20 protein-coding genes are annotated in these 15,453 nt (G+C 73.4%); 11 read left to right on the top strand and 9 right to left on the bottom strand.

All coding sequences use genetic code 11. The features are described from left to right. Window positions 1-114 precede the first annotated feature (114 nt). From ACF08F_RS13140 to ACF08F_RS13115, 6 genes are all read left to right on the top strand, one after another. Window positions 115-540 (top strand): hypothetical protein, encoded by a 426-nt coding sequence (locus tag ACF08F_RS13140; RefSeq protein WP_392298576.1) that lies wholly within the window; start codon window positions 115-117, stop codon window positions 538-540. 20 nt (window positions 541-560) lie between these two features. After that, window positions 561-1,484 (top strand): hypothetical protein, encoded by a 924-nt coding sequence (locus ACF08F_RS13135; RefSeq protein ID WP_392298575.1) that lies wholly within the window; start codon window positions 561-563, stop codon window positions 1,482-1,484. Window positions 1,485-1,640: 156 nt separating this feature from the next. Beyond that, window positions 1,641-1,928 carry a hypothetical protein gene (locus tag ACF08F_RS13130; RefSeq protein ID WP_392298574.1) on the top strand — a complete coding sequence of 96 codons (288 nt, stop codon included), beginning with the start codon at window positions 1,641-1,643 and terminating at the stop codon, window positions 1,926-1,928. A 53-nt stretch (window positions 1,929-1,981) separates the two neighbouring features. Further along, complete coding sequence (locus tag ACF08F_RS13125; RefSeq protein ID WP_392298573.1) at window positions 1,982-2,290, top strand: DUF2087 domain-containing protein; 309 nt, start codon at window positions 1,982-1,984, stop codon at window positions 2,288-2,290. After that, window positions 2,287-2,898, top strand: a complete 612-nt coding sequence (locus ACF08F_RS13120) for a LysE family transporter (RefSeq protein ID WP_392298572.1) — start codon at window positions 2,287-2,289, stop codon at window positions 2,896-2,898. Before ACF08F_RS13125 ends, ACF08F_RS13120 begins: the two co-directional genes overlap by 4 nt. Window positions 2,899-3,085: 187 nt before the next feature. Next, window positions 3,086-4,423 (top strand): amino acid permease, encoded by a 1,338-nt coding sequence (locus ACF08F_RS13115; RefSeq protein WP_392298571.1) that lies wholly within the window; start codon window positions 3,086-3,088, stop codon window positions 4,421-4,423. Here the strand turns inward: ACF08F_RS13115 and ACF08F_RS13110 are convergent. From ACF08F_RS13110 to ACF08F_RS13095, 4 genes are all read right to left on the bottom strand, one after another. Then, window positions 4,377-5,057: a TetR/AcrR family transcriptional regulator gene (locus ACF08F_RS13110; protein WP_392298570.1), complete on the bottom strand. Its 681-nt coding sequence runs from the start codon at window positions 5,055-5,057 to the stop codon at window positions 4,377-4,379. The genes ACF08F_RS13115 and ACF08F_RS13110 overlap by 47 nt on opposite strands. Before the next feature lie 88 nt (window positions 5,058-5,145). Further along, the gene (locus ACF08F_RS13105) at window positions 5,146-5,643 is read right to left on the bottom strand and encodes a cupin domain-containing protein (RefSeq protein ID WP_392298569.1); all 498 of its coding nucleotides are present in this window, start codon (window positions 5,641-5,643) and stop codon (window positions 5,146-5,148) included. Window positions 5,644-5,804: 161 nt separating this feature from the next. Next, a complete protein-coding gene (locus ACF08F_RS13100) occupies window positions 5,805-6,986 on the bottom strand; it encodes an MFS transporter (RefSeq protein WP_392298568.1) in 1,182 nt (393 codons plus the stop codon). Beyond that, window positions 6,983-7,864 carry a pirin family protein gene (locus tag ACF08F_RS13095; RefSeq protein ID WP_392298567.1) on the bottom strand — a complete coding sequence of 294 codons (882 nt, stop codon included), beginning with the start codon at window positions 7,862-7,864 and terminating at the stop codon, window positions 6,983-6,985. The genes ACF08F_RS13100 and ACF08F_RS13095 overlap by 4 nt, the downstream gene beginning before the upstream one ends. Window positions 7,865-8,023: 159 nt before the next feature. Here ACF08F_RS13095 and ACF08F_RS13090 point away from each other — a divergent pair, with 159 nt between their 5' ends. Both ACF08F_RS13090 and ACF08F_RS13085 read left to right on the top strand, forming a co-directional pair. Next, on the top strand, window positions 8,024-8,620 hold the full coding sequence (locus ACF08F_RS13090) for an NADPH-dependent FMN reductase (protein ID WP_392298566.1): 597 nt from the start codon (window positions 8,024-8,026) through the stop codon (window positions 8,618-8,620). Then, on the top strand, window positions 8,617-9,450 hold the full coding sequence (locus tag ACF08F_RS13085; protein ID WP_392298565.1) for an MBL fold metallo-hydrolase: 834 nt from the start codon (window positions 8,617-8,619) through the stop codon (window positions 9,448-9,450). Before ACF08F_RS13090 ends, ACF08F_RS13085 begins: the two co-directional genes overlap by 4 nt. Window positions 9,451-9,531: 81 nt before the next feature. On the opposite strand, the gene ACF08F_RS13080 is transcribed toward ACF08F_RS13085, so the two are convergent. Next, the gene (locus ACF08F_RS13080) at window positions 9,532-9,846 is read right to left on the bottom strand and encodes a hypothetical protein (protein WP_392298564.1); all 315 of its coding nucleotides are present in this window, start codon (window positions 9,844-9,846) and stop codon (window positions 9,532-9,534) included. A 168-nt stretch (window positions 9,847-10,014) separates the two neighbouring features. Here ACF08F_RS13080 and ACF08F_RS13075 point away from each other — a divergent pair, with 168 nt between their 5' ends. Together ACF08F_RS13075 and ACF08F_RS13070 are read left to right on the top strand one after the other, a co-directional pair. Then, a complete protein-coding gene (locus ACF08F_RS13075) occupies window positions 10,015-10,587 on the top strand; it encodes a dihydrofolate reductase family protein (protein WP_392298563.1) in 573 nt (190 codons plus the stop codon). A 41-nt stretch (window positions 10,588-10,628) separates the two neighbouring features. After that, complete coding sequence (locus ACF08F_RS13070) at window positions 10,629-11,282, top strand: dihydrofolate reductase family protein (RefSeq protein WP_392298562.1); 654 nt, start codon at window positions 10,629-10,631, stop codon at window positions 11,280-11,282. Between the two features lie 24 nt (window positions 11,283-11,306). Here ACF08F_RS13070 and ACF08F_RS13065 read toward each other — a convergent pair whose 3' ends face one another. Continuing rightward, window positions 11,307-12,272 carry a helix-turn-helix domain-containing protein gene (locus ACF08F_RS13065; RefSeq protein WP_392298561.1) on the bottom strand — a complete coding sequence of 322 codons (966 nt, stop codon included), beginning with the start codon at window positions 12,270-12,272 and terminating at the stop codon, window positions 11,307-11,309. A 294-nt stretch (window positions 12,273-12,566) separates the two neighbouring features. Here ACF08F_RS13065 and ACF08F_RS13060 point away from each other — a divergent pair, with 294 nt between their 5' ends. Next, window positions 12,567-13,952 carry an MFS transporter gene (locus ACF08F_RS13060; RefSeq protein WP_392298731.1) on the top strand — a complete coding sequence of 462 codons (1,386 nt, stop codon included), beginning with the start codon at window positions 12,567-12,569 and terminating at the stop codon, window positions 13,950-13,952. 102 nt (window positions 13,953-14,054) lie between these two features. Here the strand turns inward: ACF08F_RS13060 and ACF08F_RS13055 are convergent, their stop codons facing one another. From ACF08F_RS13055 to ACF08F_RS13045, 3 genes are all read right to left on the bottom strand, one after another. Further along, window positions 14,055-14,219 carry a hypothetical protein gene (locus tag ACF08F_RS13055; protein ID WP_392298560.1) on the bottom strand — a complete coding sequence of 55 codons (165 nt, stop codon included), beginning with the start codon at window positions 14,217-14,219 and terminating at the stop codon, window positions 14,055-14,057. 61 nt (window positions 14,220-14,280) lie between these two features. After that, entirely contained in the window at window positions 14,281-14,901 is a 621-nt protein-coding gene (locus tag ACF08F_RS13050; RefSeq protein WP_392298559.1) for a GNAT family N-acetyltransferase, read from the bottom strand. A 9-nt stretch (window positions 14,902-14,910) separates the two neighbouring features. Then, on the bottom strand, window positions 14,911-15,417 hold the full coding sequence (locus tag ACF08F_RS13045; protein WP_392298558.1) for a DinB family protein: 507 nt from the start codon (window positions 15,415-15,417) through the stop codon (window positions 14,911-14,913). Window positions 15,418-15,453: the final 36 nt, after the last annotated feature.

The following is a 15,453-nucleotide window of genomic DNA, read 5'->3' as shown; positions in this document are numbered from 1 at the left end:
TCCGTCCCCCGTCCCGAGGGTGTCCTGTGAATGCGGGCGGGACACCCTGAACTCCCGTTCATCTGCGCAGACTTCGAGGCAAGCCAGTCGTCGCATCACACAGGGAGTCAAGACATGCGCCGCATCCGTACCTTCACGCTGACCTCGGGCGCTCTCGCCCTGGCCGGTGTCGCCGCCACCTGCGTGGCGCTCGCGCCGTCCGCCTCGGCCGCGGCCCAGGCGTGCCAGGTCACCACCATCACCACCGGCGGGTGGGAGCAGGTGGGCACGATCGCCACCAAGGCGTCGAGCGGCTGCCAGGACCTCAACCTGACGCACTCGTTCAACCGCAACAGCCGCGATCACGACTACTACGCGGGCCGGTACAAGAAGTCCAACGGCACCTGGGTGACCGGTTCCAAGGGGTACGTCCAGGCGTGGGACGGCTACCACGACATCAACGACTCGACGTACGCCCTGGTCACCGGCCTCTCCGCCGGCACGCAGTTCACCGTCGCCAGCTACCTGGACGGCGCCGACACCGTGCAGATCACGCACTGAACCGAGAGGAGGTGAGGGCCGTGCACGCCGTGAGGACGAGGCGGACCGTCGCCGTGCTGCTGAGCGCCGTGGCCGCGTCGACCGTCCTGACGGCGTGCGGGCCCTCCGCACCGGCCGGCTCCGCGCCGGGGCTCTCCGCGGCCTCGCTCCCCGTGCCGTCGGAGGCCGTGCGGCCACCCGGTGTCCGGACGGGAGTGCCGCGGGACGTCACGGCCATGGTGCTGCCCGCGACCGGTGCCGACACCCGGCTGACACGGGGGCTCGACGGCTTCGCGCAGCGGGTGGGCCACGCCCGGCTGCGCGAGTGTGCGGAGCGGGAGGGCGTGGGCCTCGCGGAGGGGCCCCCGCCGGCGTACATCGGCTGGGCCGACGTTCCCGACCTGGAGTTCATCGGGCGGCACGGCCTGACGGCGAGCGTGCCGGCGCTCTCGGAGGAGGAAGCGGCGGAAGCGGCGGAAGCGACGGCCCGGGGCGGCGGCCGGAGCGATCCGGAGGCGCAGCGGCGCTGCGGCCGGGAGGCGCAGGCCGTGGTCGAGGACTTCAAGGACCTTTACGCGCCGCTCCAGTCGAGGTGGTGGCCCGAGGTCTCCGCCGTCCGTGACGACCCGCGGTCCCGCGAGGCCCTGCGGGGGCTCCCGGGCTGCTTCCAGCGGTACGGCGTCGACGTCGACGACCAGGACGGCTTCTTCGCGCTGGTCGACCGCACGGCCCAGAGCGTCGAGGACCCGGGCGAGGCGGCCCGCGCCGACCAGGGGCTCGGGGCGGCATACGCGGTGTGCATGGCTCCGGTGGAGGCGGTACGGGAGCCCTTGCGCCTCAGTCGCCGGACGGCCCTGGAGGCCTCGCACGGGGATGAGCTCCGCGCGCTGGGACGCACGCTGCCACCCCGCATCCACGAGCTCGAACGACGCTACGGGCTGACCTTCGCCCGCCCGGTGCCGTGACGAGGCCGGCCGGTGCGGTGTCGAGGCCGGCCGGTGCGGTGCGGTGCGGTGCCGTGACGCCGGTTCCGTAGCCCGGTCGGGGCCCGTCGCCGTGCGGGGCGGGGGAGCGGCTGCTGTGCTGATCGGGACTCTCCCCGCACGGACAGGAGCGACAGCATGGCCGTCATCGTCACCGTCGAGATCCCCGGTCATACCCAGGCCGAGTACGAAGCGACCCACGCGCAGCTCATGGGCGCCGAGTGGTGGCCGCCCCAGGGGTTCATCGCCCACGCGGCCGGGCCCGACGGGACCGGTGGGTGGCGCGTCGTCGACTTCTGGGACTCCGAGGACGACTTCCTCGCCTTCGTGGAGAAGGCGCGGCCGATCTTCGAGCGGACCGGCATGCCGCCGGTCCTCCCGAAGATGCAGGAGGCGGTGAACGTGACCGTGCGTCCCGGGAAGTAGGAGGACCGAAAACCCTTTGCGGGGCGGGGGCCGGGGCCGCCAGGCTTCGGCCCATGACCAGTCATCCCCTCCGCCCCGTCGCGGACCTGTTCTCCGCCGACGGGCGCCTCAAGGCGATCCCGCGCAGGCCCGCACGCCGCGAGGCCCTCCTCGCCCACCTCGCCGAGACGCTGTTCGAGGCCGATCGGGAGTACCGCGAGCCCGAGGTCAACGAGGCCCTGCTGACCGTGCACGAGGACTTCTCCGCCCTGCGCCGCTACCTCGTGACCGGCGGCTTCCTCGGCCGCACCAAGGACGGCTCGGCCTACCGCCGACAGCAGCAGCCCGGCTCCCCCGGAGGCGCGATCCCCGCCGTCGCGTGACGGCCGCGGTGGTGGCCGGCCTGCTGGCCGGCTACGGCATCGCGATCCCGGTCGGCGCCGTCGGCGCCCATCTGGTGGCGGTCGCGGCGCGTTCCCCCTGGCGTACGGGGGCGGGCGCGGCGCTCGGCATCGCCGTCGCGGACGGGCTGTACGCCCTGCTCGCGGTCCTCGGGGGCGCGGCCCTCGTCCCCCTCCTCGCCCCGGTGGCGAGCCCGCTGCGCTGGGTCTCGGCCGTGGTCCTCGTGGCCCTGGCGGCCCACTGGACCCGGGCGGCGGTCCGCGCGTACCGCGCGGGCCCGAGCGGCGCGGAGTCCCCGCCGCCGGCTCCCCGGCGCGCGTTCCTCACCTTCCTGGGGATCACGGTCCTCAACCCCATGACGGTCGTCTACTTCACGGCCCTCGTGCTCGGCGGCCACTCGACGACGGGCGGGACGGAGTCGACGGTCTTCGTCGCCGCCGCCTTCGCGGCCTCGGCGAGCTGGCAACTCCTCCTCGCCACCGGCGGCACCCTCCTGGGCCACCTCGTCACGGGCCCCCGCGGCCGTCTGGCGACGGCCCTCGCCTCCGGCCTCCTGATCACGGCCCTCGCGGTGGGGCTGGTGGTCTGAGCCCGAACCGAGCGTCCCTGGGAGAGGGGCCCCGCTGCCGAGGCCCCTCTCACCAGGGGCTCCGGGCCGGCCCCCACCAGGGGGTCTCGGGCCGTCCCGGGACGTCTCAGCGGCCGGAACAGGCTTACCCTCGGCGGGGATCAGTGGGGTAGGCTCCCGCGCTGGTCGTCTGGAATTCGGGGGAATCGTGACAACGCAGGCACTCGGTGCTGGGCTGCGACAGCGGCATCTGGCCATGATCGCGATGGGCGGGGCCATCGGCGCCGGGCTCTTCGTGGGGTCCGGCTTCGGGATCGCGGCCGCCGGGCCGGGGATCCTCGTCTCGTACGCGCTCGCCGGACTCCTGACCGTCCTGGTGATGCGGATGCTCGGCGAGATGTCCGCCGCCCGCCCGGTGACCGGTTCCTTCGCGGAGCACGCCCGCTCGGCCTTCGGGCCGTGGGCCGGGCTCCTCGCCGGGTGGATGTACTGGGCGCTGCTCGTCGTCAGCGTCGCCGCCGAGGCCGTCGGCGCGGCGCACATCGTGGAGGGCTGGGTCCCCGCCGTGCCCGGCTGGGTCTGGGTCGCCGTCTTCATGAGCGTCTTCACCGCGAGCAACCTCGCCGGCGTACGGCACTTCGGCGAGCTGGAGTTCTGGTTCGCCGGCCTCAAGATCGCCGCCATCGTCGGCTTCCTCGTCCTCGGCGCCGTCGCGTTCGCCGGCCTGCTCCCCGGGCAGCCCTCACCCGGCGCCGCCCACCTCACCGGTGACGGCGGCTTCCTCCCGAACGGCTGGTACGGCGTCGCCGTCGGCATGGTCGCGGCCGTCTTCGCCTTCGGCGGCCTGGAGACCGTCACCATCGCCGCCGCCGAGTGCGAGGACCCGGCCCGCGCGGTCCGCACCGGCGTACGGGCCGTCATGTGGCGGGTCGCCGTCTTCTACCTCGGCTCGATGGCCGTGATCGTCGCCCTCGTCCCGTGGAACGACCCCGCCGTCGCCGACGGCCCGTACGCCGCCGTCATGGCCGGCATCGGCGTCCCCGGCGCGGCCGACGTCATGAAGGCCGTCGTCCTCGTCGCGCTCCTGTCCGCGATGAACGCCAACATCTACGGCTCCTCGCGCATGCTGTACGCCCTCGTCGGGCGCGGCGACGCGCCCCGCGTCCTCGCCAGGCGGCGGAAGGGGACGGGCGTCCCGCACGCGGCCGTCCTCGCCTCCGCCGCCTTCGGCTTCGTCTCGGTCGTCCTCAGCCTGCTGTGGCCGCGCACGGTCTTCCCGTTCCTGCTCAACTCCATCGGCGCCGCGATCCTCGTCGTCTGGGCGCTGATCGCCGCCTCCCACCTCCGCCTGCACGGCCCGTCCGTACGCTCGGTGGCCGCCCTCGCCGGGGTCGGCGGGGTGATGCTCTTCATGCTGGGCGACGAGGCGAGCCGCGTCCAGATCCTCACCACGGGCGCGTGGGCGGCCGCCCTCCTGGTGGGGGCCCGGATCAGGACCGTCAGGCGGGCGCGTACCGCGCCAGGAACAGATCCACTCCCGAGCTGATCACCCGCGTCAGCTCCGCGTCCTCGATCTCCGCGTCGGGCGAGAACGTCCGCACGAGCTGCGGCACCCCCACCGTCACCGCCACGAGCTGCTGCACGGCGAGCTTCGGGTCGGGTGCGTCCAGGACGCCGCGCGCGTGCAGCTCGGTGAACGCCTCGACGAGCGGGCCGTTGTTCATGTCGTAGCTGACCCGGTACCAGAGCTGACCGAGCTGCGGGAAACGGTCTATCTCGCCGATCACCAGCCGCCGCAGCGACATGATGTCGGGCCGCAGCAGGATCCGCGCCCAGTCCGTCGTGAGCCGGACGAGCGCGGCCCGCAGGTCGGGGGCCTCGGCGATGGTCGAGTTGGACGGCTCCAGATCGGCGTACGTCTTCGGCAGGACACCGCCGATGACGGCGAGGAACAGGCGCTCCTTGCTGCCGAAGTGCTTGTAGATCGTCGCCTTCGACACCCCTGAACCGCGCGTGATCGCGTCCATGGACGCCGCCGAGTAGCCCTCGGCGAGGAACTCGGCGAGCGCGGCGTCGATGATCGCCTGCCGTTTGCGGGAGGCCGCGTCGGCGGGGTCCGGGATGATCGGGATGCCGTACTCGTCGGTGGCGCCCTGGGCGTCCTGTGTCTCGGCTCCCATGGGACGTGTCCTTCACTGTGGTGGCGGGGCCGTCAGTATATGAACTGAACGGTTTGGTCTGCAAAGGCCGGAGCTCGGACCTCCGGGTTCAGACGAAGAAGCTGTCGTGGCGCTCGCAGAACTCCACCCGCTCGGCGTCACTCAGGTCGGCCAGCTGTGTGATCGCCTCGAAGTACTCCTCGCGGGGCGCGCCGGGGGCGAACAGCATGAGCATCGAGGCCGGTTCGTCGGCGTCGTTGCGGAAGGCGTGCAGACCGCCGACGGGGACGTAGAGGTGGTCGCCGGAGCGGGCGGTGACCCACTGCTCCCCGTCGAAGAGGCGCACGCTGCCGGAGAGTACGAAGAACGCCTCCGACATCGCCTTGTGGAAGTGCGTGCTCGGACCGCCGGCCTTCGCCCCCATCTCCACGCGGTACAGGCCGTACTCGCCGTCGGTGGAGGTGGCGGTGGAGAGGTAGTGGTACGCGGTGCCACCGGGCGCCGACACGTAGTCGGGCTCGCTGTCGGCGGGCCGGAAACGGGCGGAGAGCTCGCCCTTCTCGCCGAAGTAGCGGGGGGCGGGGTAGGCGGGGTGGAGGAGGGACATGGGGAGCTCCTTGGGGGATGAAGGGAGGGATGGGGGTGGTGGGAAGGAGGTCGTGATTCGGGGGTCGTGGGTGTGGTGCGGGAGTCGTGGTTCGTTCGTCGGGGGTCGGGGGTCGTGGTTCGTTCGTCGGGGTCGGGGGCCGGGTGGCTCCCGTCCGGCCGTCAGCCGGCCGTCAGTGCCTCCGCCACCGCCGGGCCCGCCGCCACGCCGAGCAGGAACGCCAGGTTGAACAGGCCGATCGCCGTGCCGTGCCGGGCCTCCGGGAGGCGCCCGGTCGCCGCGCCGGTGAGCAGGCCCTGCCCGCCGGCCGTGACGAGCGAGCTGGTCGCCGAGCCGATCAGGACCACCGCCGTCCAGGGCGCGAACGAGGCCAGGGCGGCCGCCGCCAGGGACCCGGCGGCGAGCAGCAGCCGCATCCGGCGCATGCCCCGTGCCGGAGCCGCGCGGATCAGCTGCCAGGACAGCAGGGCGCCCACGAGGGTCGCGATCGAGGCCGCCGCGCCGGTCTGCACGCCGTCCCAGCCGGCGAGGCCCGCGACGCGGCGCGGAGCCGCGTACAGCAGGGCGAAGTTGACGGTGGAGAGCGCCAGCATGAGCCCGGCGGCGGTGCGGAAGCCGGGGTCGCGCAGGACGTCGAGGGGGAGGGAGAGGGGGCGTCGCGGTGCGGTGGCGGCGGTACGGGTCTCCGGCGCCGGCTCCGGCCCCGTGCGGGCCGCGAGACGCAGGGCGGGTACGAGGGCGAGCAGGCTGAGGAGCGGGAGCACCAGGGTCGCGCGCCAGCCGAGCGTTCCGGCGACGGCCGCGCCGACGAAGAGCCCCGACGTGCCGCCGACCGCGCTGCCGATCGCGACGATCCCGGCGGCCCGGCCGGAGCGGTCCCGGCCGGCGATCTGGAAGGCCGCGACGTTCAGCCCGGCCGCGCCCGCGGCTTCCAGGGCGCGCCCGGCGACGGCGAGCGGCAGGTTCGGGGCGACGAGGGAGAGGGCGGCGCCCAGGACGAGGACGGCAGCGCCGGCCCGGACGGTCCCGGCGGGGCCGCGCCGCCCGCCGGCCGCGGTGAGCAGGGGCGTACCGACCGCCATGCCGATCCCGTACGCGGTGAGCAGCCAGGCCGCCGTCCCGGGCGGGACGGTCAAGGCGCGGGCGGCGTCGGACAGGGCCAGGGTCGGCCCGGACACGCCCATGGCGGCGGGCGCGGCGAGCAGCGCGAGGACCGGACCGCCGTACGCCCGCCCGGGGGCGGGAGCGGGGGCGGCGTCCGAGGCACGACCGGCGTGCGAGGAGGGCAGGCCGTCCGCGGCCTCGTCGGGCTGTGCGGTCGTCGTGCGCGGGTCCGCGGTCATACCGGCATCCGCCCCATGAGTCCGCGTGCGAAGTCCTGCTCGGCCTGACGGAGTTCGTCGGCGGTGTTCATCACGAACGGGCCGCTGCGGGCGACCGGCTCGCCGATGGGCTCGCCCGCGAGGACCAGCACGTCGGCCGCCGCGCCGGGCCCCGCCGTCTCCACGGTGAAGCGCTCGCCGTCCCGGCCGAGGACGGCGAGGTGCCCGTCGGTGAGCGGTTCGCCGTTCACGGTGGCGGCGCCCTCCATGGCGTACACGGCGGCGTTGTGGTCGGCGGGGACGGTGAACTCGGTGCGGCTGCCGGGCCTGAGGCGGGCGTGGGCGACGAGTACCGGCGTACGGGTGGTGAACGGGCCGATCACGCCGTGGCTCTTGCCGGCGAGGACGGTGACCGTGGTGCCGTCCGGGGCGGTGGCCACGGGGAGTTCGGAGGCCTCGGCGGTCTGGCTGTAGGGCGGGAGGCCCTTGAGGCGGGCGGGCAGGTTCACCCAGATCTGGAACATGTGCCGACGGCCGCCCGAGGCGAGGAACTCGGGGGTGGGCAGGGACTCGTGGACGATCCCGGAGCCGGCGGTGAGCCACTGGACGCCCCCCGCGCGGACGACGGTGGTCTCGCCGCGCGAGTCGGTGTTGGTCATGGGGCCGTCGAGGACGTACTCGATGGTCTCGAAGCCGCGGTGGGGGTGGGCGGGGGCGCCTTGGGCCTCGCCGGGGCCGAGCTCGGTCGGGCCGACCTGGTCGAGCATCAGGAAGGGGTCGAGGAGGGGGAGTTCCTCGGTGGGGAAGGGGCGGCGGACGGGGAATCCGGCGCCTTCGAGGGTGTGGAAGGGGCGGATGACGCGGGCGACGGTCCGCGTCGCGGCGATGTCGGTGGCCATGCCAAGAATGAACTACACCATTCAGTTCACTGTCAAGACTGAACCGTTCCGTTGACAGACTGAACCGATCGGTTTAGCTTCTTCCTCGTCGGGGACCGGCGCCGCCGCACCCCTCGCCCTCTCCCTCCCTCCACCCCTCCCTCTCTGTCAGGAGTCCCCATGTCCACGGCCACGTCCGCGTCCCCGTCCAAGGTCCTCGCCATCTCCGGCTCCGTCCGCGCCGACTCGCACAACACCCGACTCCTGCGCGCCGCCCAGAAGTTCAGCCCCGGCCAGGACATCGAGATCTACGAAGGCCTGCGCGACATCCCGCCGTACGACCAGGACCTCGACACCCCCGAGCTGCGTCCGGCCGTCGTCGACGACCTCCGCCGCCGCGTCACGGAGGCGGACGGGCTGCTCATCGCCACCCCGGAGTTCAACTACTCCGTCCCCGGCGTCCTCAAGAACGCCCTCGACTGGCTGAGCACCGACTGGACCCGCACCGAGGGCCTGCCGATGCACCGCAAGCCCACCGCGATCCTCGGTGCCGCCCCGACCAACTTCGGGACCGTCCGCGCGCAGCTCGCCCTGCGCCAGATCTTCGTCTGGACGGACAACGACGTCGTGGTGAAGCCGGAGGTGCACGTGTTCCGTTCGCACGAGCGCTTCGACGCCGAGGGCAACCTCACGGACGAGGTGACCATCGAGCTCCTCCAGCTCCTCCTGGCCAACCTCCAGTCCAAGATCGACGCGCCGAAGCCGGCCCGGTCGTGACCGCGACCCCGCCTGCGGCGGTCCCGCCCGCGCCCGCGTCGGTCACCTACCTGGGGACCGCGACCGTCCTCCTCCGGATCGGCGACCTCACCGTCCTCACGGACCCCGCGCTCGACCCGGGCCCCGCCGACTACCCGGCCGCCCGCCCGCTGCACCGCACGACAGGCCCCGCGCTCGGCGCCGACCGGCTGCCGCCCGTCGACCTGGTCCTGCTCTCCCACGACCAGCACGCCGACAACCTGGACCGGGCGGGCCGCGAACTCCTCGGCCGGGCCGCGAGGATCCTCACCACCCCGGCCGCGGCCGAACGCCTCGGCGGCGCGGCGGAGGGGCTCGCGCCCTGGGAGAGCCGCGAGGTCACCGTCGGCGCGACCACCGTCAGGGTCACGGCGACCCCCGCGCGACACGGCCCCGAGGGCACGGAGCAGGTCACCGGCCCGGTGACGGGCTTCGTCGTCGAGTACGGGGAGCCGGGGGAGCGCGGAGAGCAGGGGGGACGCGAGGTGAGGCGCCGTACGCTCTACGTCTCCGGCGACACCGTCCGGCACGACGCGCTGGCGGAGATCGGCGAGCGCTTCGCGATCGACACCGCCTTCCTCCACCTGGGCGACGCCCACTTCCCGGCCACCGGTGACCTGGCCTTCTCGATGAGTGCCGCGGAGGGCGCCGCCCTCGCTCGCACCCTCGGTGCCGGCGCGGTGATCCCGCTCCACTACGACTCCTGGTCCCACTTCACGGAGGACCCGGCCCGTATCGAGGAGGCCTTCGCGGCCCCGGACCTGAAGGGCCGGCTCCGCCGCCTGCGTCCGGGTGTGCCGGAAGCGCTCTGAATCGCCGGCGGACAGCGCGAACCGTGCGATCATCGTGCTCAAGCCTCGGCAGAGCAGGGCTACTTGGGGGCCGGGCGTGATTCAGCGGCCTCGCCGGGCCCCGGACGTCAGGGCGACGGCACCCGCGACCGTTCCCGTGACGGCGAGGACCGCGCCCGTGGCGAGGACTCCCCGCCGGGAGCGGTAGGACATGACCGACCAGCACGAGCGGGCGGACAGCAGGGAGCCGGCGCTCGCCCAGGAACCGACGGAGCCGGCCGAGAGCGCGGAGCCGACCGAGCCGACGGAGAGGAAGGACCCGACGGAACCGATCGAGAGGGCCGAGCCCACCGATCCGATGGACAGGAACGAGTCCCGGGACCACAGGGACAGGGTTGAATTGCACCGATTCGCCATACTTCGATCCTATGCTCGGACATCGACCGGGGACAGGCCGAACGCCGATCGGATGTCGGCCGCACATCCACCCGATGCCGACCGATGAGTTTCTCCACGACCCCCGGTCATAGCTCACAGAACCCGAGACACCGAGACACCGAGACACCGAGCGAACGAGGATCCGACATGCGCACTCTCATCACCTCCGCCTTCATCTCCCTGGACGGCGTCGTGGAGGGCCCCGGCGGCGAGCCCGGCTACCGGAACTCCGGCTGGACCTTCAAGGACATCGAGTTCCTCCCCGAGGCCTACGAGATCAAGGGCCGGGAGCAGAAGGAGGCGAGTGCGATCCTGCTGGGCCGGACCAGCTACGAGGCGTTCAGCCCCGTGTGGCCCGACATGGAGGACTTCGCGGAGTACCGGACGATGCCGAAGTACGTCGTCTCCACCACGCTCACCGAGGACGACCTGGTGTCGAACTGGGGCGAGACGACGATCCTGCGCTCGCTCGACGAGGTCGCCGCGCTGAAGGAGACCGAGGGCGGCCCGATCATCGTCCACGGCAGCGCCACCCTGAACCGGGCCCTCTCGGACGCCGGCCTGATCGACCGCTACCACCTGCTCGTCTTCCCGCTGCTCCTCGGCGCGGGCAAGCGGCTCTTCAGCACCACCGACAAGGACACCCAGAAGCTGAAGCTCGTCGAGCACGAGGTCTACGCCAACGGCCTGCAGAAGCAGGTCTTCGACGTCGTCCGCTGACGTCCGCCCCGACGACGCCGACGAGGACAGGAGCAGAGCACATGGGCGCGCCCCAGCTGCTGAGAGTGCAGAACTTCATGGTGTCGAGCGACGGCTACGGCACCGGCGAGGGCCAGAGCCTGGAGAGGCCGTTCGGGCACGCGGATCCGGGGGAGCTGTTCGCCTGGGCCGGTGCCACGGCGAGCTGGCCCATGCGTACCGAGCCCGGGGGCAGCCGCGGCCTCGACGACTACTTCACGCGGTCCTACCGGCTGAACATGGGCGCCGAGATCATGGGCCGCAACAAGTTCGGTCCGCAGCGCGGGCCCTGGGCCGACGAGGAGTGGCGGGGGTGGTGGGGCGACGAACCCCCGTTCCACACGCCGGTGTTCGTCATGACTCACCACAAGCGTCCGTCGTTCACGCTCTCCGACACCACCTTCCACTTCGTGGACGACGACCCGGCGACGGTCCTCGCCATGGCGCGGGAGGCGGCGGGCGGGAAGGACGTCCGGCTCGGCGGCGGTCCCACGGTCGTCCGGGAGTTCCTCGACGCGGACCTCGTCGACACCCTGCACGTGGCGGTCGCGCCGGTGCGGATCGGTGCCGGGGTACGGCTCTGGGAGTCCCCCGACGAGCTGGACGACCGGTTCCACCACGAGACCGTGCCCAGCCCGGCCGGCGGGGTGACCCACCACCTGTTCTGGCGGCGCTGAGCGGCCGGCCCGGCCGCCGCACCGTCACGCGGACCGGGCTGCGCACCGTCGGGCCGACCCGGCGCCGACCCGCCCGGCCACCTGCTGTCCGGCCTGGTGACCGGCCTGGTCCGCGACGTGGTCCGCGGCCCGGTCCGCGACGTGGTCCGCGACCTGGTCGGACAGCAGGCGCAGGGCGTCGGTCGAGGCGGTGTCGTTGGGCGTGTAGACCTCCAGGCGGTGGTCGGGGCTCTCGGGCTGGAGCCACACCTGGTAGTCGACGTCGACCGCGCCGACGGTCGGGTGCCGCAGGCGCATGGTGCCGACCGTGCAGTCCGCGACCTCGCCCTTGGCCCAGAGCCTCGCGAAGTCTCGGCTGCGCATGGCGAGTTCGCCGATCAGCTCGGCGAGCCGGGCGTCGGTGGGGTACCGGCCCGCGGTGAGGCGCAGATAGGCGACGTGGGTGCGGGCGAGCTGCTCCCAGTTCCGGTGCAGGTCCTGGGCGAGCGGGTCGAGGAAGAACATCCGGGGGACGGACGGCCGGCGCGCGGGATCGCCGGGGGCGTCGAAGTCGACGTGCTCCGCGACGAGGGCGTGTCCGGTGCGGTTCCAGGCGAGGACGTCGCCGCGGCGGCCGAGCACGACGGCGGGCGTGGCCCCGGCCAGGGAGGCCAGGAGCGCGAGGACGCGCGGGTGCGGCTTCTCGGGGCGGGGGCGGGTCAGCCGGGGTGCGGCGGGCCGGCGGGCGAGGTTGTGCAGGTGGGCGGTCTCGGCCGGATCGAGCCGGAGCACCCCGGCGAGGGAGTCGAGGACCTGCTGGGAGGCGGTGCCGGCCTGGCCCTGCTCCAGGCGCGTGTAGTAGCCGGCGCTGACCCCGGCGAGGTGGGCGAGCTCCTCGCGGCGCAGGCCCGGTACGCGGCGGGTGGTGCCGTACGTGCGCAGCCCGACGTCGGCGGGGGTGACCCGGTCGCGCCGGGCCTTGAGATAGGCCCCGAGGCTCTCCAGTTCCATGGCTTCGAGCGTAGGCGCCGGGGCGGCGGCCAGGGTGTCCCTGCGAGGTGTACCCACGGGACGGGGATGGCTGCGGGGTCGGACGCGCCGCACCGTCGGACCATGGACGAACAGCAAGCGGCGCAGCGACACCCATCGCCTCCCTCACCCCCACCTCCCTCACCACCACCCCCCTCATCACCACCCCCCTCATCACCCCCTTCGTCGTCTCCCCCCGCATCGATCCCTCCCGCGTCGGACCGGCGGGCATGGCTGGGCCTCCTCGTGGTCCTCGGCCCGGTCCTGCTGGTGGCGATGGACGGGTCGGTCCTGTTCCTGGCGATGGCGAAGGTGTCCGAGGCGCTGTCGCCGACCGCCGATCAGGCCCTGTGGATCCTGGACGTCTACGGGTTCGCCGTCGGGTCGCTGCTCATCGCGTTCGGGAACATCGGCGACCGGTACGGCCGGCTGAGGCTGCTGACGGCCGGGGCGGCGGTGTTCGGGGCGGCCTCGGCGGGGGCGGCGTTCGCCTCGGGTCCGGAACTGCTCATCGCCTGCCGGGCGTTGATGGGCGTGGCGGGTGCGACGCTGCTGCCGTCGGCGCTGGCGGTGCTCAGCGAACTGTTCACCGACCCGCGCCGGCGGGCGAGGGCGATCGGGATCTTCGCGGCGACCTTCGCGGCGGGGTTCGCGATCGGCCCGGTCGTCGGGGGACGGCTGCTGGACTCCTTCTGGTGGGGTTCGGTCTTCCTGATCAACCTCCCCGTGGTCGCCCTGTTCCTGGTCCTGGCCCCGGTCCTGCTGCGTGAGGTGCGGACGACCCGGGCGGGCCGGGTGGACGTCCCGAGCGTGCTGTTCTCGGCCGTGGGCATCCTGTCGGCCGTCCACGCGGTCAAGCACGCCGCCACGGAGGGGCCGGACGTCACCGCCCTGACCACGGGAGCCGTCGGCGTCGCCGTCCTGACCGGGTTCGTGCGCCGCCAACTCCGCCTGGAGCAGCCGCTGATCGACTTCCGGCTGTTCCGCGACCGGGTGTTCACGATCGCGGCCGTCACCGGGCTGCTGCCGCTGGCCGCCTGGTCGGCGACGGCGTACCTCGGCGGCATCTACCTCCAGTCGGTCCTCGGACTGAGCGTCCTGGACGCGGCGCTGGTCGCGCTTCCCGGCGCGGCCGTGCTCACGGCGACGTGTGTGGTCACGCCGGCGGCGGTGGCGCGTACCGGCACGAGGGCGGCGCTCGTCACCTGCCACTTCCTCGTCGCCGCGGGGATGCTCCTGCTCCTCGCCACGACCGTCTCCGGCGGCATCGGCTGGTACGTGGCGTCGACCGTCGTCGCCGGCCTCGGCTACGGGATCTCGTTCAGCGTGGTCGCCGACACGGCGGTCGCCGCGGTTCCCGCGGAGCGCGTCGGGGCGGCGGCGGCGATCGCCGAGACGAGCAACGAGATCGGCAACGCCCTGGGCATCGCCCTCCTCGGCTCCCTGGCGGCCCTGGTCTTCCGGCTCCAGGGCCCCGACGTGGCGGGCACCCTCAACGAGACGCTCCGGGTGCCCGGTCTGACGGCCGCGACGGTCGGTGAGGCGAGGTCGGCCTTCGTCACCGGCCTGCACACCGCGGCCGCCGTGGCCGCCGCACTCCACGCGGCCCTGGGAGCCTTCTCCCTCCGCCACCTGCCGAAGCCCCGCACGGGCACGCGCTGAGGACCGCCCCTTCGGATCAGGCGCTAGGCCCTGTCGTCAAACTCCCGCCTGCCCCGCGACGCCATAGGCGCCGCCGGGCAGGCGGGACTTTCGCAACACGCCCTAGCCGTGGCAGGCGGGCAGGAACTCCAGCCCCTCCGGCGTACCGAAGCGCACGACCGCGAGGTACGCCTCCGGATAGTCGCAGCCCAGGTCGGTCCACTGGAGCGCGAAGACGGTCCAGACGACGAACCCGGCAAGAAGAACCCAACGCCAGCCCTTGGACATGCCCGCCCCGTACCCACGGCCCCGGCGGAGGAACCGCTTCCCGCCGCCGGGGTGTTCCGGCTCAGGCGTCCCAGGCTCGCGGACGGTCCAGTTCCTCCCATTCGGGGCGGAGCAGGGAGAACACGGCGAGGTCGTGGCGGCGGCCGCGGTGGAGACAGGCGGCGCGGCTGGTCCCTTCCCGGGTGAATCCGGACCTGGCCAGGACGGCGAGCGCGGGCCTGTTGTCGGTGTGGGTCTCCGCGGTGAGCCGGTACATCGGGAGCTCGCCGAAGGCCAGGTCCACGAGGGCGTCGAGGGCGGCGGTGCCGTGGCCGTGCCCGCGATGCCCGGGAGCGAGCATGAGCTCGACCTGAGCCGTGCCGTTGACGATGTTCTGGGCGGTCAGCCCGACGAGGCCGACGGGGTCGCCGCCGGGGAGGAGGACGAGGAAGTCGTCGCGGTCGTCGTCGTCGATGTCGCGCTCGATGCGCTCGCGCAGAGCGGTGAGCGAACGTGGCCACATGCCCATCTGGTGTGCGGCCACGGGGTCGGAACGCCAGCCGTGCACGAGCTCGGCGTCGTCCACGTCGAGGACCGCGAGGCCGACGGACGCGGCCCGCCAGGAGAGTTCCCTCGCGGTCTCCGCGCCGTCCGCGTCGTGCTCGTCGTCTGCGATCCCGGTGTTCCCGGTGTTCTCGGCCATGGGGTCGCCCTAGTCGCCGGTCGTGCCGTCGAGGAGTTCGCGGAGGATGTCCAGGTGGCCGTTGTGGCGGGCGGTCTCCTCGGTGAGGTGGAGGAGGATCCAGCGGAGGTCGACGTGGAGGCCGCCGCGTACGGGCCGCTTGGCCTGTTCGTCGAGGCTGCTCGCGGCGACCAGCTCGCGGTAGGCGGCGCTCTGTGCGGCGTACTCGTCGAGGAGCTGCGGAAGCGGGAAGTCGACGGCGATCCGCATCTCGCGGTCGGGGTCCTCCTCGGTCCAGGGGCCCCGGTCCTCCTCGCCGAGGAACACCACCTGGAACCAGTAGTACTCGACCCAGCGGAGGTGGTTGACCAGTCCGTTCAGGGTCATCAGCGGGGAGCCCGGCAGGAGCGCCTTGACGGCGTTCTCGGCGGAGACGCCGTCGCACTTGGCGCGGGCGGTGTCGCGTGCGTAGTCGAGGAACGTGGTGAGCTGGGTGCGCTCGTCCCACGCGGGCGGTGTGTCGTCGGTTCTGGTCATCGCGCGAAGCCTCCCCGATCACCCGGACGGGTGTCG

Source organism: Streptomyces sp. NPDC015130 (assembly GCF_043080005.1).
Lineage (GTDB): Bacteria > Actinomycetota > Actinomycetes > Streptomycetales > Streptomycetaceae > Streptomyces.
This window is presented reverse-complemented; position numbering and strand designations above follow the sequence as displayed.